The following is a 21,804-nucleotide window of genomic DNA, read 5'->3' as shown; positions in this document are numbered from 1 at the left end:
TGACCTCCATAATATGCGAAATCCAGTCCGCTGCCGGTATCGCCACACATGAAGACTGACAACTGTACTTTTCAGCCTCGCCATTTCGCCCTAGCTTCCTCGCTACGACTGCCCTTGCGCGGCATATAATTTTTCTCCCCCCCACCCTCAACAGAATTCCCAACTTTATTTGGACGTTGCGTAGACAGCGGCGAAGCCCCTTGTTTAGCCTCGAAACAAATAAGGAGAAAAAACAGAAATGAGCACCAAAAAAGATAAGTTAGTCATTTTTGATACCACTCTGCGCGATGGAGAGCAGAGTCCCGGCGCCTCTATGACCAAAGAGGAGAAGGTGCGCATAGCCCGTATGCTGGAACGCATGCGTGTAGATGTGATTGAAGCTGGCTTCGCCATTGCCAGCCCCGGAGATTTTGAAGCTGTTCAGGCGGTTGCCGAAGCCGTGAGCGAGTCTCGTATCTGCAGCCTCGCGCGCGCCGTCAACGCCGATATAGTGCGCGCCGGAGAGGCCCTGAAAAAAGCCAACGCCTCGCGTATTCACACATTTATCGCCACCTCCCCAATTCATATGCAATACAAGCTGCAGATGGATCCGGAGGATGTGCTGCAGCAAGCGGTGAAAGCCGTAAAGACCGCGCGCCAGTTTACCGACGATGTTGAATTCTCCCTGGAGGATGGCAGTCGTTCTGAACCGGAGTTTATGTATCGCATTATCGAGGCGGTGATCGCCGCCGGTGCCGGTACTATCAATATCCCCGATACTGTCGGTTATGGTGAACCGGGCGAGTACGGTGCCATGTTCCGCCGGGTTATCGAGAGTGTCCCCAACTCCGACAAAGCCATCTTTTCTACCCACTGTCACAACGACCTGGGTCTGGCGGTGGCCAACTCCCTGTCCGCCGTTATGAACGGCGTACGCCAGGTAGAGTGCACCATCAACGGCTTGGGTGAGCGCGCCGGTAACGCCTCTTTGGAAGAAATCGTGATGGCGGTACAGACCCGCCAGGATCTCTACCCGGTACACACCGGCATCGACACCAGCCATATTGTGCCCACCTCACGCATGGTCTCGTCGGTAACCGGCTTCCCGGTACAACCCAACAAGGCCATTGTCGGTGCCAACGCCTTCGCCCATGAGTCCGGCATCCATCAGGACGGGGTACTCAAACACCGCGAAACCTACGAAATCATGCGTGCCGAAGATGTGGGTTGGGGGCAAAACCGCCTAGTGCTCGGTAAACATTCCGGCAGGGCCGCGGTACGTGCCCGCTATGAGGAGCTGGGCATCGCCTTTAGCGATGGCGAAGAGTTCCAACTGGTATTCCAGCGCTTTAAGGAACTGGCCGATAAGAAGCACGAAATTTTCGACGAGGACCTGCACTCTCTGGTGGCCCTGCGCGAGGAACCCGCCGAGCGCTTCAGGCTGCTCGATCTGGACGTACGCACTAAAATCGGCAGTGCGCCACAAGCCTTTATCGAACTATCCATCGATGGTGTGCCCCACCAGACTGAGGCTCAAGGCGGCGGACCGGTAGATGCCACTTTCAAAGCTATCGAGCATATCGTAGATAGTGGCGCAGACTTAAAACTGTATTCCGTCAACGCCGTCACTCAGGGAACAGATTCCCAGGGCTCTGTCACCGTGCGATTGGAGAGAGATGGCCGTCTTGTCAATGGTGTTGGCGCCGATACCGATATTTTGATTGCCTCGGCACAAGCCTACATGGATGCGTTAAACTTGCTCGCCATCAGTGAGAGTAAGAAACAGGGCGTGTAAGTGAACGAGCTGCAGCGAGCGGAATATCTGTCGGTACTGGGTATAGCCAGCTATGTGCCGCGCTTTGTATTACCGCTCGCTCCCGAGCCCCGCCAGGCCAAGCTGCCGCCGGCGGAGCCGGATGCCGCTACTGACCAACCGCTGCCATTAGCTAGCAACCCCCTGCCGCAGTCTGCGGCACAGATTGTTGACGCACCGGCAACCAAGGAGCGTGATACTGTCGCGGCCGAGATCAACGCACTAACTAGCGCGACAAAAGCACAGGCTCCGGTAAAACCTACTATTGCCATACCGGTGGCGGCGCCGAGCCAGCAAGTGAAACCCTTTGTACTCAACTGCTGGCGTCTTGGCGAAACCCTGCTGGCAGTAGACAGCCACGAGCCCGGTGCCGCACTGCCACTAGAGTCTCTGTTCGGCAATATCGTTCGAGCGCTTAACTGGCACGAGCTACCGCGTCAGCAAGAGCGTCTGCATTGGCCAATGGCAGAAAACCGCTTCGGCCCGGCGGCAGACGCCTCGGAGGCCCGCGATACCTTTTCCAGTTGGCTGGAGGCCTCCTGCTCGCGCTATCCAGTGCTGTCGATCTGGTTGATGGGGCAAGAAGCACAGGAATTCTGTACACCTCAGCCCCTGGAAAGCGATATTAACCACTGGGATGGTATACGCATCCTGCCCATGCCCAGTCTGTCGCAACTGCTACAACAGCCGCAACGCAAGCGCGAACTCTGGCAGCTGCTGCGCAAAGCCTATCCCGCAGAGACCCGCGCTCAATGATGTTGTCCAACACCAAATTGGATTTACGTCTCGCCGAGGAGACTGACTGTGCCGCTCTGGCCAATCTGGCGCTCAGTGCCCACAGCCACCCCTGGAGTGAGACACAATATCTGCAGAGCCTAAAAGCCGGGCACCAGTGCTGGCTACTCAACAGCGGCAGTGAGACTGTCGCCTGCTGTGTAATCAGCCAGCTGTTTGACGAAGCGGAAATTCTCGATGTGGCCGTGGTACCCCAGTGGCGCCGGCATGGCTTGGCGGAAACGCTGTTGCGCCGCCTTATCGACGAGCGACACAAAGATATCCGGCGGCTATTGCTGGAGGTGCGGGCCTCCAATCTCGCCGCGCAGTCACTCTATCGCAAACTGGGTTTTTCTGAGGATGGCTTGCGCAAGAATTACTATCCCGCGGAAAACGGCAAACGCGAGAATGCTGTACTCATGAGCCTCGCCCTGGCAGAGCCGCAACCGTAGCTTAAAACAGTCAGCGGGCGTTTTTGGCCCAAATTTCTCGCCGTGCCATCCCACGCAGTTTTCCGCAGGGGATGCTGCCGAACCATATCTTCATTGCCTGAGCAGTATCAGAAAATCTGCCCAAACCACCGATTTGTTGGAAAGAGTTATCGAATGTCGCTATCTAAAAGCAGTCCCTCACTCCTAGAAGGCTCGGTTTCCGGCCACCTGCAGAGACTGGCTCTGCCCATGGTGTGGGGTATCCTCGCGGTAATGTCCTTCAATATCGTGGATACCTATTTTGTCTCACAGCTGGGCAGTGCCCCTCTAGCGGCTATGAGCTTCACCTTCCCAGTTGTGATGGTCATCAACAGTTTCTCCATTGGTCTCGGCGCCGGTACCTCCTCCGCGGTAGCCCGTGCCTACGGTGCCGGAGATGTAGGGAATGTGCGCAGATTAGTAACAGACGCCTCGGTATTGGCGCTCCTCATTTCTCTGCTGATTACTGTCGCCGGCCTGTTGAGCATTCGCCCCCTGTTTTCCCTGCTCGGTGCCAGCGAAGAGCTGATGCCACTGATCGAGGACTACATGGTGCCCTGGTACATCGGCACTATCTTCGTGATAGTCCCCACCATTGCCCTTTCGGCTCTGCGCGCTATCGGCAACAGCGCGCTGACCGGTCGAATCATGGTGGGGGTGGCCCTGTTCAATGTGATCCTCGATCCTATTCTGATTTTCGGCCTGCTAGGGTTTCCCCGGCTGGAATTACAGGGTGCAGCGATCGCCACTGTCATCGTGCGCGCCATCAGTTTCTTCTTCGCCTTCTATTATTTGATCCGCCGGGAAAATCTTGTGGCCGCGCCCCAATGGCACTTCGGTACCCTAGTCGAATCCTGGCGCAAAGTCCTCGCCGTGGGGCTGCCGGCGGTACTCACCAATGTCATTATCCCCATGGCCGGTGGTGTTGTAGTAGCACTGGTGGCCGTACACGGCGACGAGGCCGTGGCCGGACTCGGCGTGGCCCTGCGTATCGAGCCAGTTGCCCTGATTATTTTTTATGCACTTTCTGCAGTCGTCGGCCCCTTTATGGGACAAAACGCCGGGGCCGGCAACACCGACCGGCTGCGGGAAACCGTCAGTGTACTGGCGCGCTTCTGCCTGATACTGGGGACGGGGTTGGCGGTACTGCTTTATTTGATCGGCGAGCCAGTAGTGCGCTTGTTCAGCGACTCCCCAGAAGTTATCGCCGTGGCTGTCGCCTACCTGAGCCTGGTGCCGTTTAGCTATGCCGGTTACGGTTTTGTAATGTCGGCCAATGCCGCCTTCAACGGCCTGGGTCGGCCATTGCCTGCAACCATGATCTCGTTCCTGCGGGTACTCGGTATCTATCTCCCCCTAGCGTGGGTCGGCAACTATTTCTGGGGCATGACCGGATTGTTTGCTGCTACCGCCGCATCCAACCTGTTGCTCGGCGCCCTATCCTGGTGGTGGCTGCGCCACGATACCAGCAAGCGCAGTGCGGAAGTCGACACAACAGAACCCCTATCGGCCAGTTAATTTCAGTTCAGGAAAACACAAGCGACAGCCTCATTGCGCAACTCTCCCGTCCATGAGGCTGCCTCTTGTTCAACTTTACAGCGCTGTATTTGGCTCTGCCGCACTTCATAATGAATTATCCGCCACACTAGTGAGCTTGCATATTACTTCCCACTTTGCACGTTAGTTTCAGCCGTGGCCGAACCCAGAGTCCGGTCACGCCTACTTACTCCGCAGCAAGGACGGTGATTTATGCAAGAAAAGGAAAGTGCATCGCTTCGCTGGCAACTGTGGCGCAACACAGTCCTGTCAGCTCTACTCTCGACCCTGGTTTCAACAAGCCTAATGGGCTGCGATCAGGACGACCCCGATCCCCCTCCAAAAGATGATTCCGGAGATAATGGCGGCGGTAACAACGGGAACCACGAGCCCTGGATTCTGAACACCACTGGCGTCCGCGCACCCTATATCTACGAAAGCGATAGCAACGAACAGGTATTGGTGAACATCCAGAGTGTGGAGTCAGTCATGGTGGACGGCAAAGATTACACTCTGGTAACGGCGACAGGTATCCCCGATTACGAAACCGAAATCACCGACAACCTATACGGTTGGCTGATCAATCGCCCCAAGGCCGCCACTGATTTCGTCAGCGGTAGCCCCATTGTACAGGTTGGCGATGTCGTCAGCTTTGGCCAGGATATCGGCTACCGCAGTAACACTCAGAGTTGTGCTACGAGTGCGGGATACGGCTACTGGCCTCCCGGTCCCGTGTGCCCTGAGAACGTCTCTCACCAAGGCTACTTCCCACTGGCACCAGAAATGTCCGATGAAAACTGTGAAAGCGGGCTTGGAGCACAGGGCTACTGGGTCAACGGCACTTCCATCTATCAGTGGAGCGATGGCCAGGTAGTGGATGGCACTTGGCACACCTTGGCACCGGTGGCAGAAAAGTACGATGTAGATATCTGCGGAGGCCATGCGGCTAGAGGGGATTACCATCACCATTTTTACAGCGGCTGCCTGGCGGATCTGGTTGGGGACTCAGGCGGTACTCACTCCCCGATTTACGGCTTTACCGCCGATGGCTATCCCATCTACGGCCCCTGGGAAGCCGATGGAGAACTGGCCATAAGCAGCTGGGCCATTCGCAATTACGACGACCCCAGCGCACCGAGTGGTTGCGGCATAGCCGGGGAGCGCAGCTGCTTGTTGATCGATGAGTACGATCTTACTAAAGGCACTGAAGTACTAAACAATAGAGGTCCCAGCACCAGTGATGTTTTCACTTCTCTATCGGGTAATACGTTTATTACCAGGTCTGGTTTTTTCTATGAGGATTATTATTGGGATAGCGTCCTTACTGCGCTCGGCGGTGCCCATCTGGATCAATACAACGGTCACAGCGATAGTGAACGCGGTTACCATTATCACCTCACCGTGACCCAGGCCGAAGACGGGCAGCTTATTCCAGCCTTTCCCTATACCTTCGGGCCGCGCTTCTACGGTAAGCTTGATAGCCAGACGATCGTCAGTGTCTGTTCCGATGAGGTCGGGGGCGGTACTCCGCCGAGACCCCCACCAAGGTAAGCCGAAACACCTTAAGGTTTTGCATTTATTTTTAAGCGCTGCTGCAATTAAACCGCGCTGCGGGATTCCCCCACAGCGTGGTTGGCAATCTCACCCCCACAACTGTCACTACGCTTGAAGACTATTCCCCAAGGCAAACTTTGCAAAATTTAACAGTGTCGATCTCTGCCAGAGAGCGACATCATATTTTTTCATCACGTTAAAAAATCGGCAAAGGGGGAATGAATGACTTCCCCATACCCATTGGGGAGAAAGGTTTTTGCAGACATAGCCGCTTTCACGCAATGGTCTGTTTTAGTGCAATAGTGAAAGGCATTTCTCATCGGGAAAACCAGCTGCGCAAGCCCCCATATTGTCCATATTTTGTCCTCTTTTCTTCAGTACTTTCAGGTGGCTTCTCCCTAGATGTCAGGGTTACCCATGAAAAGAATAGAAATGCTCCTCCCGGACCAGCGCTCGCTTTTATCCTGCGCCATCGCCCTTACACTGATCACCGGTGCCTTACAGGGATGCGGTGGCGGAGGGAGTTCTTCCTCTGATACAGAAATCAGCAGCGAGGGCAGTGATTCCTCAACCGGCAGCAACAGCGGTGATGACCGCAATGGGGACGAAGACACTGGGGGAAGCGACAGCAGTACGGAAGACACCGGGGTCTGGGTCGTCAATACCACCGGAGAGCGCGCGCCCTATATCTACGAGAACAACAGTAATGAGCAAGCTCTGGTCAATGTGCAGAGTGTTGAATCCGTTACTGTAAGCGGCAAGGAATACACCCGGGTATCCGCAAGCGGAATTCCCAACTACGAAATTCTGATCACCGAAAATATCCTCAGTGCCCTGCTCACCCGCCCCAAGGTTAACAGTGATTTCCTAAACGGCAGCCCCAATGTGCAAGTGGGTGACTTCATCAGTTTTGGTCAGGATATCGGTTATCGCAGCAACGCCTCCTGTGGTGCCGAAGCAGGCTATGGCTTCTGGCCCCCCGGCCCCGTCTGCCCGGAGAATGTCTCGCATCAGGGCTACATCCCCAAATCCCCGGAAGCTGCAACAGAAGACTGTGAAACTAGCCTCGGCGTGCAGGGCTACTGGGTAAATGGCACCTCTATCTATCAGTGGAGCGACGGCCAGTCTGTCAACAACACCTGGCACACCCTAGCCCCTCTGGCCGAAGTCTATGATGTGGATGTCTGTGGTGGTCATGCCGCCAACGGTGATTACCATCATCATTTCTACAGCGACTGCCTGGCAAATCTGGTGGGGGATGTAGGTGATGCCCACTCACCAATTTATGGTTATACCGCCGACGGCTACCCGATTTACGGGCCCTGGGAAGGCGACGGACAATTGGCAACAAGCAGTTGGGCGATACGCGACTACGAGGATCCCAGCTCAGAAACCGGTTGTGGCGTCGCCGGCGAGCGCTCATGCCTATTGGTTGACGAATACGACACTAGCAAGGGCGTTGCGAATACCAACAATACCGGCCCATCCACCAACGGCAGTTATACCTCCCTATCCGGTAACGAATTCGATACTACGGCCGGCTTTTTTTACGAGGACTATTACTGGGATCCTGAACTGACAGCCCAGAGTGGTGCATACCTGGACCAGTACAACGGCCATACAGATGAAGAACGCGGCTACCATTATCACTTGACTGTCACACTTAGCGATGACGCCCAATTGGTGCCCGCATTCCCTTTCACTTTTGGACCACGCTTTTACGGAAAACTGGATGAGCAAACCATTGTAAACCGGTGTTCTTCAACCATTGGGCGCTGACATCGAGCATCATTAAAGGCGAACTTTCTATGAAAATAATCGGGTATTTTCTTATTGGCTCCCTCTTCGGTCTGATGGTATCGGGCAGCCCCGCACTGACCGCCCAAGCCAACCCCCACGCCGGTCACAACGGCGATCAACATCCGGTCATAGAGATACCCGTGCATATAGCCGTACCGAGAATTGAACTGGACATCAGCAGAGATAGCCTGTCCGGTTTCAATTTACATATCGGTTACGACCGCTTCGAACTGGAATCCCCCCGCTACGCCAGCAATAAGCCACAGCGTTTCCTCGAAGGGCACGCACACCTCTACATCAATGGGGAAAAAATACAGCGCCTCTACGCCGCCGACGTGCATCTGCCAGAAAAACTGCTGAAGCCTGGCTTCAACCAAATCACAGTGACTCTCAATGCGCACGACCACAGTACCTGGAGTCGCGGGGGCAAGCGGGTTTTGGCAACACTATTTATTCAGCGCAACAGAGATAACTTTGTCCTGCACCATTTTTCCACATCGCCTTTATCTCAGGGTGAAAGGAGGGAAGAGAGTAAGAAGCCACAAGATTTAGCGCACATTAGCCAGTAAGCCGCTGGAGGTTTTCCCGCTGTATTTATTCAGCACGATTTTTCGCAAAGTACCTGAATTGCTTTGTATTCTTGGTCATAAACAGTAAGTAATTGGTCACTGAGATTGCCTCCCCTTTTGCTGTAAGTGTACGCTTGGAGAATCATTCGAACGGGCAAAGCCCAAAATGGTGGAACGGGAGAGTCCGCTATACCCACTGTCCGTAGGAAGGACTGCAAGAAAGATGTCGTTAAATATTCGCAACAAACTCAGCCTGGCTTTTTTACTCACCACGGCGATTACTGTCGGTGGTATGTTTGTTTTTTTCCAGTGGAGTTTCAGCCACGGTTTTCAGGCTTATATGCGTGCACAAGAGTTGCGCGATGTGGAAGGACTGGTCCAGGCACTGGAAAGCTTTTACCGTCGTAAGGGCAGCTGGAAATCTCTAGAAGCGAATGGCTCCGAGTGGATTGACCTGCACAGACAAACAATCTTTCGTCGCTTCGACCGCTTACCGCCACCCCCACCACCTGATGGAATACCACCGCGAGGCATGTTCGGGCCAGGCCATCACCCGCCTATGGGTAACCGCTTGGGGCCGCGCCTAAGCCTTTTTGACAGTGAAAAGCGACTCGTAATTGGTCGACCAGCACCGGAAAAAGAATTGCTCTATCAGCCAATTAAAGTAGCAGATAAAACTGTTGGCTACCTCACTATCAATCCACCGCCCGAGCTCTCCAATAATTATGAACAGGGTTTTATCCGGGAGTTATCCCGCACTTTTGCGCTGATCTCCATCGCCACTTTTCTCGTTGCCCTAGCCATTGCCATACCCCTGGCCTGGCAGCTGGTACGCCCTATCCAACGCCTGGCCGAAGCCACCCACCGCCTCACTTCGGGAGATTATAAAACCCGAATTGATATCGAGCGGCGCGACGAACTTGGCCAGCTGAGTGCGGACTTCAACCGCTTGGCGGCAACCCTGGAGGCCAACGAACACGCGCGCAATCGCTGGATGGCCGATATCTCCCATGAGCTGCGCACTCCACTGGCAGTACTCAAAGGGCAAATTGAAGCCCTGCAGGATGGTGTACGCACCGCCACACCGGAAAATCTCAATATTTTGCACGATAAAATCCGCCAGCTCAGCCGCTTGATAAACGACCTCTATGAGCTTTCGCTATCCGATGCCGGGGCCTTGAACTATTGCAAATCCGATCTCTCACTGGGCCCATTGCTGACCAGGGTAGTTAAGGATTTTCACAGTGCCTTTGCCGAGAAAAATATCGATTTGCAATTGCAGTGTGAGTTGGCCGAAAACAAACTAATTTACGCTGATGAGGCACGCCTACAACAATTATTTGGCAACCTCCTCACCAATAGCTTGCGTTATACCGATAGCGGTGGCCAACTTAAAATACATGCCCGCGCGGAGGCGCAAACGGCTATTATCACCTTTACTGATTCCTCTCCGGGAGTCACCAGTGCAGATATGCCTCACCTTTTCGATCGTCTCTATCGCACCGAAGTCTCGCGCAGTCGAGAAACCGGGGGGGCGGGCCTGGGGCTGTCGATTTGCCAGAATATTGTCCAAGCCCACGAGGGCAGTATTTCCGCTGGCCCGTCTCGCCTGGGCGGCCTGGAAATTAGTATTTATCTCCCTCTCAGCGAGAGGATCAAATGGTAGGAATAATGGGCGCAAGGATTTTAATTGTCGAAGATGAAATAGAACTGGCCAACTTGCTGCTGGATTACCTTGAAGCAGCTGGCTACCAGGCCGATATACTCACTAATGGCAATGAGGTCATCCCCCATGTTGAGGCCCACCCCCCGGACCTGATTTTGCTCGATCTGATGTTACCGGGGAAAGGTGGATTGGAGATCTGCACGGCAATCCGCCGCTACAGCAGCGTACCGATTATAATGCTGACCGCCAGAATTGAAGAGGCTGACCGCTTGCGCGGCTTGGAAATTGGAGCGGACGACTATGTGTGTAAACCCTATAGCCCCAGGGAAATCGTGGCGCGGGTCAAAGCCGTTCTGCGTCGTACGCACAGTTCCGAGCAACAAAAACTCGGGGAGATCCAGCTGCAGCGCAACACCGGTCAACTGTTGATCGGGGGCCAAGACGTGGGCTTAACGGCCCTGGAGTTCCATCTCTTCGAGCTTCTCTACAGTGAGCCGGGCCGTATTTTTTCCCGAGAACAAATCATGGATCGTATTTATTCCGACTACCGGGTAATCAGCGATCGAACTATCGATAGCCACATAAAAAAAGTGCGCAAGAAAATTGCGGCCTTGCTGCCGGATAAGGAATTAATCCATTCAGTTTACGGTGCGGGATACAAATTTGAGGTGCAGTAATTATTACGGTGTAAACGCATAGTACTCTGTATTTTGATAGAGCCGCAAAAGAGATGCTGGGAGCTGGGCTCCCAGCGATCAAATTACAAAGCCTCGGTGGCTTTCTGTAACCAGGAAGCCGTTTTTTCATTCACCAGAGGCGTAATGATCTTCCGCACACGCTGGTGGTAACAGTTCAACCATTGCAGCTCTTGCGCGGTGAGAAGTGTAGTATCAATCAGACTCCGATCGATCGGCGCCAGTGTTAATTCCTCAAACTGCAAAAAACCTTGGTAATCCACACTCTCTTTTACAAACACCAGATTTTCAATACGAATACCGTATTGACCGGTGAGATAAAAACCCGGTTCATTGGAGAGAATCATACCGGGCTGTAACGGGGTATTGGTAACCGCTTTGCCGATACGCTGTGGCCCTTCGTGCACACTTAGGAAACTACCAACACCATGACCTGTTCCGTGGGCGTAATCCAAGCCGGCATCCCATAGAGATCTACGTGCAATCGCATCAATCTGCTCTCCACAGGTGCCCTGCGGAAAACGTAGGGTAGCGATGGCAATATGTCCTTTGAGCACACGGGTAAAGTGCTCTCGTGCAAGTGCAGGAATTTCTCCCAGGGCCACTGTACGAGTTACATCCGTGGTGCCATCGGGATATTGAGCGCCCGAGTCGCACAGGAAAATGCCCTCAGGAGCCATCGGCAAGCTCGACTCCTCGCTCACCCGGTAGTGCACTATGGCACCATTGGGACCATAGCCCGAAATAGTTTCAAAGCTATTGCCGCGAAAGCCTTCGCGCTGCTGACGCTTGCTGTAAAGCAGCTTCACCGCAGCCAGTTCATCCAAACCTTCTGCCAATGCAGTGGGCAGTTCGGCTAGGAATTCACACAGCGCTGCACCATCGCGCTCATGCGCTGCCCTGGAGCCCGCCAGCTCTACGGAATTTTTACACGCCTTGGCCTGGGTCACAGGATCACGCTCCAATAGCAATTGCAAATCCAGAGCGCGTAGCTGCTGCAGAGTCCAACAGTTACTAATTGTGGGGTCTACCCAAATCCTGTTCACGTGGCGGCGGCGCAGACCTTCAAACAACTGGCCCTTCTCGGTCACCACCATCACTTCCCGATTGAGGTGCTCCAAAAGCCCCTCACCAACTGCCGGTTCGGCCAGATACAAAATTGCGCTGCCGTCTCTGAAGAGCACTCCACTGGATAGTGCTACAGGTAAATGGGGAATGTCGTCTCCACGAATATTGAACAGCCAGGCACAGCTCTCGGGATTTGCCAGCCACAGAGCATCTACACGCTTTTCGGCGAGAAGAGTGGCGATGCGCTGGCGCTTTTCACTGGAGTGCTCACCAGTAAACACATAGGGGTGGGGGCAGGCTTGGCCACAGGGAGATGCTGGCCGGTCGAGCCAAATCGTATCAATGGGATTGTGCTCCAAGGGCTTTAGAGCAATATCTCGTTCAGCCAAATACTCTTTCAACAGCGCCAACCCCGGCTCCGTATGCAGGCGAGGATCAAAGCCCAGAGACTGACCCGAGCGCAGCTGATCACCCACCCAACGGGCAATAACCTGGCTATTTAGATCCTCCAGGGCTATGGGCAGGTCTCCCAATTGCTGCTGGCCTTGCAGGGTATAGCGACCATCTACAAAAAGAGCAGCTTTATCCAGGCCAATCACCGCCATGCCCGCAGATCCAGTAAAGCCAGTAATCCAGGCCAAACGCTCATCTGCTGCGGGCACATATTCATTCTGATACTCATCGGCGCGGGGAACCAGGAAAGCCTCCACGCCCTGTCGCCGCAACTCCTCCCGCACTCGCTGTAATGGTTCCTGACTCATACTTCCCCCATGGTTTTCCAGCACCCGAGCCACTTCTGCAGCCCCATGCTTAGTCACTGTTCTTTGTGATGACCTTGACTCGACTGAAAAGTCGAATTTATTCAAAAAGATGTTCTGGAGTGCCAGCAGTGCTGGCAGCTCCGCCTATTGACACTGCCGAAATGGTTTTTATGCCCCAATTTCAGAGGCCAATTTCGCAGTATACCCCACCCTTGTATCAGCGCCGGCGTGTATAATGCAGACCTGTTTTTATTCCGAATATCGAGTGATCGAATCTTAAAATATGGGCCAGAGTTCTTCCCTGGCGGGCTACGCCGGCCGCCGCACCTTCGCTATCATTTCCCACCCGGACGCCGGTAAAACAACCGTGACCGAAAAGCTACTTTTATTCGGAAATGCCATTCAGCTGGCAGGTTCGGTTAAAGGGAAAAAAGGTCCCCACGCGCGCTCCGACTGGATGACCATGGAACAAGAAAGGGGTATCTCCGTCACCTCCTCGGTGATGCAGTTTCCCTACAAGGAGCGCACGGTTAACCTGCTCGACACCCCCGGGCACGAAGACTTCTCCGAAGACACCTACCGGGTACTCACTGCGGTCGACTCTGCACTGATGGTGATCGATGGCGCCAAGGGTGTCGAAGACCGCACCATCAAATTGATGAATGTGTGCCGACTGCGTACCACGCCGATTCTCTCCTTTATCAACAAACTGGATCGGGATATTCGCGACCCCATCGAAGTGATGGATGAAATTGAAGAAGTCTTGAATATCCAAGCCGCCCCCATCAATTGGCCACTGAGCTCCGGTAAAAATTTTAAAGGGGTATACAACCTCTACACCGATACAATTCACGTATTTACTCAAGGCCAGGGTCACACAATTCCCGACGATATCCAGATCAAAGGGCTCGACTCCGCTGAGGCCGATGAGCTACTCGGCGAATATGCCGAGGACATCCGCGAAGAAATCGAACTGGTACGCGGCGCTACCCACGAATTCAATCTGGAAGCTTATTTAGCTGGCGAACTGACTCCGGTATTTTTCGGCACAGCACTTGGTAATTTTGGCGTACGTGAAATGCTCGATGGATTTGTCGAATGGGCCCCGGGCCCTCAGCCTCGCGCCACCCAGGAGCGCCAGGTAGAGCCAAACGAAGAAAAGTTCTCCGGTTTTGTGTTTAAGATTCAGGCCAATATGGACCCCAAACACCGCGACCGTATTGCCTTTATGCGCGTCTGTTCCGGTACTTATAGCCGCGGCATGAAAATGAAACATGTACGCATCGGCAAAGATATAAAAATTGCCGACGCCGTAACATTTATGGCTGGCGACCGAACCCACGTGGAAGAGGCTATTGCCGGCGATATTATCGGCCTGCACAACCATGGCACTATCCAGATCGGAGATGCCTTTACTGAAGGTGAGTCTCTAAAGTTTACCGGCATTCCCAATTTCGCCCCGGAGTTATTCCGTCGTATTCGCCTGAAAGATCCTTTAAAACTAAAGCAACTGCAAAAGGGCTTGCAGCAGCTCTCCGAAGAGGGCTCTACCCAGGTATTTTTTCCACTGGATAACAACGACATTATTGTCGGCGCCGTCGGTGTCCTGCAGTTTGAAGTGGTCGCCTATCGCCTCAAGGACGAATATAAGGTGGAAGCCATTTATGAAAATGTAAATGTAAATACTGCTCGCTGGGTGGAAAGCGAGAGTGTAAAAGAGTTGGAAAACTTTAAACGCAAAGCGAGTACCAACCTCGCCATAGATGGCAGTGGACACCTGACCTACCTAGCGCCTACCCGTGTGAATTTGCAGTTGGCCGAGGAGCGTTATCCGGATATTCGCTTCTACGCCACCCGCGAGCATTAACTTGGGTGGACGTTTCCTGAAATCGCTTGTCAGTTCCAGGATGTTTGAGCAGTAGACAGAGAGATCAATAATGAGTCAGCAGAAAGAATTACCGGAAGAAATGCCCCGCCTAGGCAACGGCCTGACCGCTGCTATTGGTAGGCTGCTGATCCGGCTGATGGGATGGCGCCTGGAAGGTACCTTCCCTCCGGAAAAAAAAGTGATGGTGGCCCTGGCCCCGCACACCTCCAACTGGGACTTTGTCGTGGCCATGCCTTTTATCATGGCTTATAGGGTGAAAATTTCCTGGCTCATGAAGAAGGAAGCTTTTTTCTTCCCCTTTAAAAATCTCTTTATGTGGCTCGGTGGCGTGCCCACCAATCGTGGTTCTGCAGGGGGCATCGCCAAACAGGTAGCTAGGCAATACCGCAATAACGAAAAAATGTGGGTCGGCATAACTCCCGAGGGAACTCGCAAGAAAGTCACTAAGTGGAAAAGTGGCTTCCTGCGAATTGCTTATGCTGCCGAGGTACCAATTTTACTGGTTGCCTGGGACTTTTCTCGCAAGCGTTTCTGCCTGGACTCCCTCTACCATCCCACGGGAAACCTGGAAGAGGATATGACGGAAATCCAGCGTCGCTTCAGTAAATACCGGGGGTTTCACCACAATATGCAAACCGATCTCTTGGAGGGCAGTGATTCCTCCCGTGATAGAATTCAGTAGCAATTTAACCCTTAGCACATATTTGATACTCGCCGCGGTGGCTTTCACCGCTGGCTTTATCAACGCTATCTCCGGCGGCGGAGGCCTACTAACCCTGCCCACACTCTTATGGGCTGGCCTCCCCCCCCTAGATGCCCTCGGCACGAATAAATTCCAGGCCGTTTTCGGTACTCTCTCATCCAGCTTCAACTACTTTCGAAAAGGGCACTTACAACTGAAACCCCTGTGGCCGGGCTTGATAGCAGCCTTTTTTGGTTCCGCCCTGGGTACCTGGGCAGTCACCAAAGTCGGGGGAGACATACTCGATACACTACTGCCTATATTAATTATCGTCATCGCCCTCTACTTCGCATTTTCGCCGCGAATTTCTGATATTGACTCTAAATCCAGAATAAGCCCTGGGCTATTTAACATTCTGATTGGTGGTGGGATTGGTTTTTATGGAGGTTTTTTTGGTCCTGGAATAGGGGCCTTCTATGCCCTGGCATTCGCCGCTCTACTGGGTTACAACATGCGCAAAGCCACGGCATCAAGCAAACCGCTGGTATTGGCCACCAATATCACCTCACTGGTTATATTTATACTGGGCGGATACTTTTCACTGATAGTCGGTATCACTATGGCGGGCACCCAGATTATCGGTGCAAGATTAGGATCTAACCTGGTTATTTCCCATGGAGCCAAACTGATTAAGCCTGTAGTTATTCTCGTTACTATGACCATCGCGATAAAATTACTGCTGGAGCCCTAGAAAGTGACCCTGTTCCTCACTCTGCTGCTGTCCTTCTGTGCTTTTGTCATTGTGATCTGGACATTAATGCATCTGCGCACTCCGCGATTTCGTATGGACAGAGCCAGCTTTATTAAAGGCCTAGAGGATGCCATCACCGGCCAGGCTAGCGAGAGTGAATGGCGTGCCCTAGTGGCGATACCAATGCGCCATGATCCTGAGTTGGAAGCAATGCGACTCAAGTGTCTCGAAATAGAAGAGCACGAGTCCAGTGATCACCCGCCCTATTTATTTACCGAGAAGGGGCTGGAACAACTGCGGCATATTCGCAGTAGGCTACTTATCAACACACCTAACAAACAACCTAGATCTTGAGTCAACGAGCTTTAATCAAGGATAAACATATGTTTAAACCACTACTGACCCTCACTGGGGCCTTTATTGCAACTACAGCGATCAGCATCACCCAGGCGAAGCCACTACCCCAGGAAGATCTGTCCGTGGCAGAAGTATTGCGTGATCGCGCCCTGGCTTCTTCTGATGCCTATAGCATCGTTGAATCCTTGACGGTAGAAGTGGGCCCCCGTCGCGCAGGTACGGAAGGTGATCGGCGTGCAGTGGTTTGGGCCCAGGAAAAAATGAAATCCCTGGGGTTCGATCGGGTTTATACAGAGCAAATTGAAGTACCCCGCTGGACACGTGGACATGCCCACGCCCAGGTGGTTTCGCCCTACCCCCAACCACTGGTGGTGTCTTCCCTGGGCTATAGCGTAGCAACCCCCAAAGATGGCCTTACTGCGGAAATCGTCGAGTTTCCCGATGTTGAAGCCCTACTGCAAGCCTCCCCTAAACAGGTAAAAGGGAAAATAGCCTTCATCAACAAGCGTATGGCAAAGGCACGCACCGGAGAAGGCTATGGCCCTGCAGTGCAAGGGCGCAGTAAAGGTATGCGTGCAGCCGCTGAGAAAGGTGCTGCCGCACTGCTCCTAAGGTCCGTGGGCACAGACTCTGACCGCTTTGCCCATACCGGCATGATGTCTATTAATGATGTCGAAAACCCAGTTCCCGCACTGGCACTGTCAGCCCCGGATGCCAACCTTTTAGAAGCCATGTTGAAACGTGGCAAGCCGGTAGAAGTTAAGCTCGATATAGATAATCAGCGTCACAGTGATGGCCCATCATTTAACGTTATTGGAGAAATTACTGGCCGCGAGAAACCCGAAGAAGTCATGATTATTGGCGCCCATTTGGATTCTTGGGATGAAGGTACTGGAGCGCTGGATGATGGCGCCGGAGTCGCCATAGTAATGGAGACCGCTCGCCTGATTGCCGAGCTCCCCAAGCGTCCTCGTCGTACCCTGCGAGTAGTTCTCTTCGGCGCCGAAGAAATTGGCTTGGTCGGTGCCAAGCAGTATTTAGATGCACATCGTCACGAGTTGGATAATATTATTGCCATCTCTGAGTCTGACTTTGGCGCAGGTAAGATCTGGAGATTTGATACTCGTTTGCCTGAGAGTAAATTCGATATTGCCGACCAAATGATGCAATTACTAGCACCTCTCGGCATCGAGCGCGGACATAACAAATCCTATGGCGGACCAGACAGTAGTGTGTTTGTCGCCGAAGGAGTCCCTGCCTTCGGTCTCTACCAGGATGGTACCGACTACTTCGACTATCACCATACCCCTAACGATACCCTCGATAAGGTGAAGCCAGAGAACCTGCGTCAGAACGTCGCAGCCTGGGTAGTGATGTCCTTCCTTGCCACCGAGATGGAAGATGACCTCGGCCGAATTCCCTCAAAAATAAAAGAGTAAACTAAGCACCTCACAACCACGACAAGAGTCTCCTCAGTGGAGGCTCTTTATACCTCACCTACCCTATTCGTACCATTCCCCAAGTTACCCACAGCACCAAGGCATATTTCTATTTCCTGCTGATGACCATTCCATTAACAGGCTGTTACTAACAGAATCCATGGATAGAGCTGTGTATAACTCAGGGATATCCACGCTCAGGCCCCTGTTTCCGCGGGGCTCTTTTCAACGGGCAAAAAAACACCAGCCATTTATCCACTTTCCAGCGCTTGGCGTTATTAACAGAAAGTCTGGATAGACTTGTGCATAACTGCGGTATATCCGCGCCAGGCCCCGTGGTTGCACAGGTTCATTAAAACGTGCAAAAAATCACCGGTATTTTTATTGGTATTTCTGCGCCGTTTTTTTCAACGCAATGATTTTTCTAGGTTAAAGAGCACTTTTTAATTTCAGGTGTTTTTTTGGTGGTGCTTGAGGTGCAGATTAAATAAAGCGCGTTATTTTTTTGTATTTCCATTTTTTACTTACAGAAAAAATTTAAGAAAGTGCTTTATTTATAGGAGGGAAGGCTCCTCGGAGCTTTTTAGAGCCTGCGCTTTTTTCATTGGCTTTTACCGAGTTGGATTTTTCGGCGGGAGTGTTGCGAGTAAAAATTCGATTGGGCTTTTTATTTTTTCTGTATTTTGAATTTATTTTTTTATTCTCTGTGTTTATTTTTTTATGCATTCAATTTTTTGTACATAAAAAAAGGGCCACCCTATTGGGTGGCCCTTTTCGGATTAGAAGCCTGACGATGACCTACTCTCACATGGGGAAGCCCCACACTACCATCGGCGATGTTGCGTTTCACTTCTGAGTTCGGCAAGGGATCAGGTGGTTCCACAACTCTATTGTCGTCAGGCAAACTGGCTTGGGTTGGCGTTGGTCTTATAAGCAATCTGCTTGGCCTGCCGTGTTATCGCTGTTTGCCTCGGTCTGTTGACCGGCGATAACCCCAAATAAGTCGGTAAAACAATCTGTAGTAATACACCGCAAGCGATCATTGTGTGTCTTTCATTCCACAATCCGCTAGCTTAGCTAGTCGTTAGTAACCATCTCTGTTGTATGGTCAAGCCGCACGGGCAATTAGTACTGGTTAGCTCAACGCCTCACAACGCTTCCACACCCAGCCTATCAACGTGGTAGTCTTCCACGGCCCTTTAGGACTCTCAAGGAGTCAGGGAAATCTAATCTTGAAGGAGGCTTCCCGCTTAGATGCTTTCAGCGGTTATCCCGTCCGAACATAGCTACCGGGCAATGCCACTGGCGTGACAACCCGAACACCAGAGGTTCGTTCACTCCGGTCCTCTCGTACTAGGAGCAACTCTTCTCAAATTTCCAACGCCCACGGCAGATAGGGACCGAACTGTCTCACGACGTTCTAAACCCAGCTCGCGTACCACTTTAAATGGCGAACAGCCATACCCTTGGGACCGGCTTCAGCCCCAGGATGTGATGAGCCGACATCGAGGTGCCAAACACCGCCGTCGATGTGAACTCTTGGGCGGTATCAGCCTGTTATCCCCGGAGTACCTTTTATCCGTTGAGCGATGGCCCTTCCATACAGAACCACCGGATCACTATGACCTACTTTCGTACCTGCTCGACATGTCTGTCTCGCAGTCAAGCGCACTTATACCATTATGCTCATTGCATGATTTCCGACCATGCTGAGTGCACCTTCGTACTCCTCCGTTACTCTTTGGGAGGAGACCGCCCCAGTCAAACTACCCACCATACACTGTCCTCGATCCGGATAACGGACCAGAGTTAGAACCTCAAACATACCAGGGTGGTATTTCAAGGACGGCTCCACAATAACTAGCGTTACTGCTTCAAAGCCTCCCACCTATCCTACACAAGTAGGCTCAAAGTTCAGTGCAAAGCTGTAGTAAAGGTTCACGGGGTCTTTCCGTCTAGCCGCGGGTACACTGCATCTTAACAGCGATTTCAATTTCACTGAGTCTCTGGTGGAGACAGCGTGGCCATCGTTACGCCATTCGTGCAGGTCGGAACTTACCCGACAAGGAATTTCGCTACCTTAGGACCGTTATAGTTACGGCCGCCGTTTACCGGGGCTTCGATCAAGAGCTTCGCCGAAGCTAACCCCATCAATTAACCTTCCGGCACCGGGCAGGCGTCACACCCTATACGTCCTCTTACGAGTTTGCAGAGTGCTATGTTTTTAATAAACAGTCGCAGCCACCTGGTCACTTCGACCGGCCTCAGCTTAGGGAGCAAGTCCCATCACCAAAACCGGCGTACCTTCTCCCGAAGTTACGGTACCATTTTGCCTAGTTCCTTCACCAGAGTTCTCTCAAGCGCCTTGGTATTCTCTACCTGACCACCTGTGTCGGTTTAGAGTACGATTCACTATTGCCTGAAGCTTAGAAGTTTTTCCTGGAAGCAGGGCATCAACCACTTCACCCACTAAGTGGGCTTCGTCATCAGTTCTCAGCCTTAGGGACCCGGATTTGCCTAAGTCCCCAGCCTACAACCTTAAACATGGACAACCAATCGCCATGCTGGCCTAGCCTTCTCCGTCACTCCGTCGCAGCAATAGCGAGTACAGGAATATTAACCTGTTTCCCATCGACTACGGCTTTCGCCCTCGCCTTAGGGGTCGACTAACCCTGTCCCGATTAGCGTTGGACAGGAACCCTTGGTCTTCCGGCGGGGAGGTTTTTCACCTCCCTTGTCGTTACTCATGTCAGCATTCGCACTTGTGATACCTCCAGCAGACCTCCCGATCCACCTTCAACGGCTTACACAACGCTCCTCTACCATGCTCCTAAGAGCATCCGCAGCTTCGGTTACCAGTTTTAGCCCCGGTATATCTTCCGCGCAGGCCGACTCGACTAGTGAGCTATTACGCTTTCTTTAAAGGATGGCTGCTTCTAAGCCAACCTCCTAGCTGTCTGGGCCTTCCCACATCGTTTCCCACTTAACTGGTATTTGGGACCTTAGCTGGCGGTCTGGGTTGTTTCCCTTTCCACGACGGACGTTAGCACCCGCCGTGTGTCTCCCGCGATTGCACTCCTCGGTATTCGGAGTTTGCATGGGGTTGGTAAGTCGGGATGACCCCCTAGCCCAAACAGTGCTCTACCCCCGAGGGTGAGACGCGAGGCGCTACCTAAATAGCTTTCGAGGAGAACCAGCTATCTCCCGGCTTGATTAGCCTTTCACTCCGATCCACAGGTCATCCCCTAATTTTTCAACATTAGTGGGTTCGGTCCTCCAGTTGATGTTACTCAACCTTCAACCTGCCCATGGATAGATCGCCGGGTTTCGGGTCTATTGCCTGCAACTAAACGCCCTATTAAGACTCGATTTCTCTACGGCTCCCCTAAGCGGTTAACCTTGCTACAGACAATAAGTCGCTGACCCATTATACAAAAGGTACGCAGTCACCCCGAAGGGCTCCTACTGCTTGTACGTATACGGTTTCAGGTTCTATTTCACTCCCCTCTCCGGGGTTCTTTTCGCCTTTCCCTCACGGTACTGGTTCACTATCGGTCAGCTGGGAGTATTTAGCCTTGGAGGATGGTCCCCCCATATTCAGTCAAGATAACACGTGTCCCGACCTACTCGATTTCACTCTAAATGCCTTTTCGTGTACGGGGCTATCACCCTGTATCGCGGTACTTTCCAGAACCTTCCACTAAAACATAAAGAGCTTAAGGGCTAATCCCCTTTCGCTCGCCGCTACTCAGGGAATCTCGGTTGATTTCTTTTCCTCCGGGTACTTAGATGTTTCAGTTCCCCGGGTTCGCCTCCATAACCTATGTATTCAGTTATGGATACTCCTAAAAGGAGTGGGTTTCCCCATTCGGACATTCTAGGATCAAAGCTTGTGTGCCAGCTCCCCTAGACTTTTCGCAGGCTCCTACGTCCTTCATCGCCTCCAGCTGCCAAGGCATCCACCGTATACGCTTAGTCGCTTGACCATACAACACAAACGAC

The 21,804-nt window shown here is 52.7% G+C and carries 15 protein-coding genes and 2 rRNA genes; 14 read left to right on the top strand and 3 right to left on the bottom strand.

Annotation, left to right across the window (positions count from 1 at the left end; translation table 11 throughout):
• The first annotated feature begins 238 nt into the window (after positions 1 to 238).
• The 9 genes from ACJJIJ_RS00100 (at position 239) to ACJJIJ_RS00060 (ending at position 10,838) form a co-directional block, all read left to right on the top strand.
• The gene (locus ACJJIJ_RS00100) at positions 239 to 1,774 is read left to right on the top strand and encodes a 2-isopropylmalate synthase (RefSeq protein ID WP_444938335.1); all 1,536 of its coding nucleotides are present in this window, start codon (positions 239 to 241) and stop codon (positions 1,772 to 1,774) included.
• The gene (locus tag ACJJIJ_RS00095) at positions 1,775 to 2,548 is read left to right on the top strand and encodes a uracil-DNA glycosylase family protein (RefSeq protein WP_444938334.1); all 774 of its coding nucleotides are present in this window, start codon (positions 1,775 to 1,777) and stop codon (positions 2,546 to 2,548) included.
• Positions 2,545 to 3,018: a ribosomal protein S18-alanine N-acetyltransferase gene (gene rimI / locus ACJJIJ_RS00090; protein WP_444888004.1), complete on the top strand. Its 474-nt coding sequence runs from the start codon at positions 2,545 to 2,547 to the stop codon at positions 3,016 to 3,018. Before ACJJIJ_RS00095 ends, rimI begins: the two co-directional genes overlap by 4 nt.
• Positions 3,019 to 3,171: 153 nt before the next feature.
• Complete coding sequence (locus ACJJIJ_RS00085; protein ID WP_252084538.1) at positions 3,172 to 4,554, top strand: MATE family efflux transporter; 1,383 nt, start codon at positions 3,172 to 3,174, stop codon at positions 4,552 to 4,554.
• A 231-nt stretch (positions 4,555 to 4,785) separates the two neighbouring features.
• The gene (locus ACJJIJ_RS00080; protein WP_444938333.1) at positions 4,786 to 6,123 is read left to right on the top strand and encodes a YHYH protein; all 1,338 of its coding nucleotides are present in this window, start codon (positions 4,786 to 4,788) and stop codon (positions 6,121 to 6,123) included.
• Between the two features lie 420 nt (positions 6,124 to 6,543).
• Positions 6,544 to 7,905: a YHYH protein gene (locus ACJJIJ_RS00075; RefSeq protein ID WP_444938332.1), complete on the top strand. Its 1,362-nt coding sequence runs from the start codon at positions 6,544 to 6,546 to the stop codon at positions 7,903 to 7,905.
• 29 nt (positions 7,906 to 7,934) lie between these two features.
• Positions 7,935 to 8,495: a hypothetical protein gene (locus tag ACJJIJ_RS00070; RefSeq protein ID WP_444938331.1), complete on the top strand. Its 561-nt coding sequence runs from the start codon at positions 7,935 to 7,937 to the stop codon at positions 8,493 to 8,495.
• A gap of 223 nt (positions 8,496 to 8,718) precedes the next feature.
• Positions 8,719 to 10,161 carry an ATP-binding protein gene (locus ACJJIJ_RS00065; RefSeq protein WP_444938330.1) on the top strand — a complete coding sequence of 481 codons (1,443 nt, stop codon included), beginning with the start codon at positions 8,719 to 8,721 and terminating at the stop codon, positions 10,159 to 10,161.
• Positions 10,162 to 10,166: 5 nt separating this feature from the next.
• Entirely contained in the window at positions 10,167 to 10,838 is a 672-nt protein-coding gene (locus ACJJIJ_RS00060; protein ID WP_252085957.1) for a response regulator, read from the top strand.
• Positions 10,839 to 10,921: 83 nt separating this feature from the next.
• Here the strand turns inward: ACJJIJ_RS00060 and ACJJIJ_RS00055 are convergent, their stop codons facing one another.
• Positions 10,922 to 12,685: an aminopeptidase P family protein gene (locus ACJJIJ_RS00055; RefSeq protein WP_444938329.1), complete on the bottom strand. Its 1,764-nt coding sequence runs from the start codon at positions 12,683 to 12,685 to the stop codon at positions 10,922 to 10,924.
• 283 nt (positions 12,686 to 12,968) lie between these two features.
• On the opposite strand from ACJJIJ_RS00055, the gene ACJJIJ_RS00050 reads away from it, so the two are divergent.
• The 5 genes from ACJJIJ_RS00050 to ACJJIJ_RS00030 all read left to right on the top strand — a co-directional run bounded on the left by ACJJIJ_RS00050 (position 12,969) and on the right by ACJJIJ_RS00030 (position 17,802).
• The gene (locus ACJJIJ_RS00050) at positions 12,969 to 14,552 is read left to right on the top strand and encodes a peptide chain release factor 3 (RefSeq protein ID WP_444883737.1); all 1,584 of its coding nucleotides are present in this window, start codon (positions 12,969 to 12,971) and stop codon (positions 14,550 to 14,552) included.
• A 70-nt stretch (positions 14,553 to 14,622) separates the two neighbouring features.
• Positions 14,623 to 15,255, top strand: coding sequence for a lysophospholipid acyltransferase family protein (locus ACJJIJ_RS00045; protein ID WP_444938328.1), 633 nt, complete (start codon positions 14,623 to 14,625; stop codon positions 15,253 to 15,255).
• On the top strand, positions 15,227 to 16,006 hold the full coding sequence (locus tag ACJJIJ_RS00040) for a TSUP family transporter (protein WP_444938327.1): 780 nt from the start codon (positions 15,227 to 15,229) through the stop codon (positions 16,004 to 16,006). Before ACJJIJ_RS00045 ends, ACJJIJ_RS00040 begins: the two co-directional genes overlap by 29 nt.
• A gap of 3 nt (positions 16,007 to 16,009) precedes the next feature.
• The gene (locus tag ACJJIJ_RS00035) at positions 16,010 to 16,360 is read left to right on the top strand and encodes a hypothetical protein (RefSeq protein ID WP_444891384.1); all 351 of its coding nucleotides are present in this window, start codon (positions 16,010 to 16,012) and stop codon (positions 16,358 to 16,360) included.
• Between the two features lie 29 nt (positions 16,361 to 16,389).
• The gene (locus tag ACJJIJ_RS00030; protein WP_444891385.1) at positions 16,390 to 17,802 is read left to right on the top strand and encodes a M20/M25/M40 family metallo-hydrolase; all 1,413 of its coding nucleotides are present in this window, start codon (positions 16,390 to 16,392) and stop codon (positions 17,800 to 17,802) included.
• A gap of 785 nt (positions 17,803 to 18,587) precedes the next feature.
• On the opposite strand, the gene rrf is transcribed toward ACJJIJ_RS00030, so the two are convergent.
• Together rrf and ACJJIJ_RS00020 are read right to left on the bottom strand one after the other, a co-directional pair.
• Positions 18,588 to 18,703, bottom strand: a 5S ribosomal RNA gene (gene rrf, locus ACJJIJ_RS00025).
• Between the two features lie 203 nt (positions 18,704 to 18,906).
• Positions 18,907 to 21,788: ribosomal RNA gene (locus ACJJIJ_RS00020) — 23S ribosomal RNA — on the bottom strand.
• Between the last annotated feature and the right edge of the window lie 16 nt (positions 21,789 to 21,804).

It is taken from the genome of Microbulbifer mixtoriginis (SeqCode) (assembly GCF_052467945.1).
The sequence above is the reverse complement of the archived record's forward strand: the minus strand, read 5'-3'. Positions and strand labels throughout refer to the sequence as shown.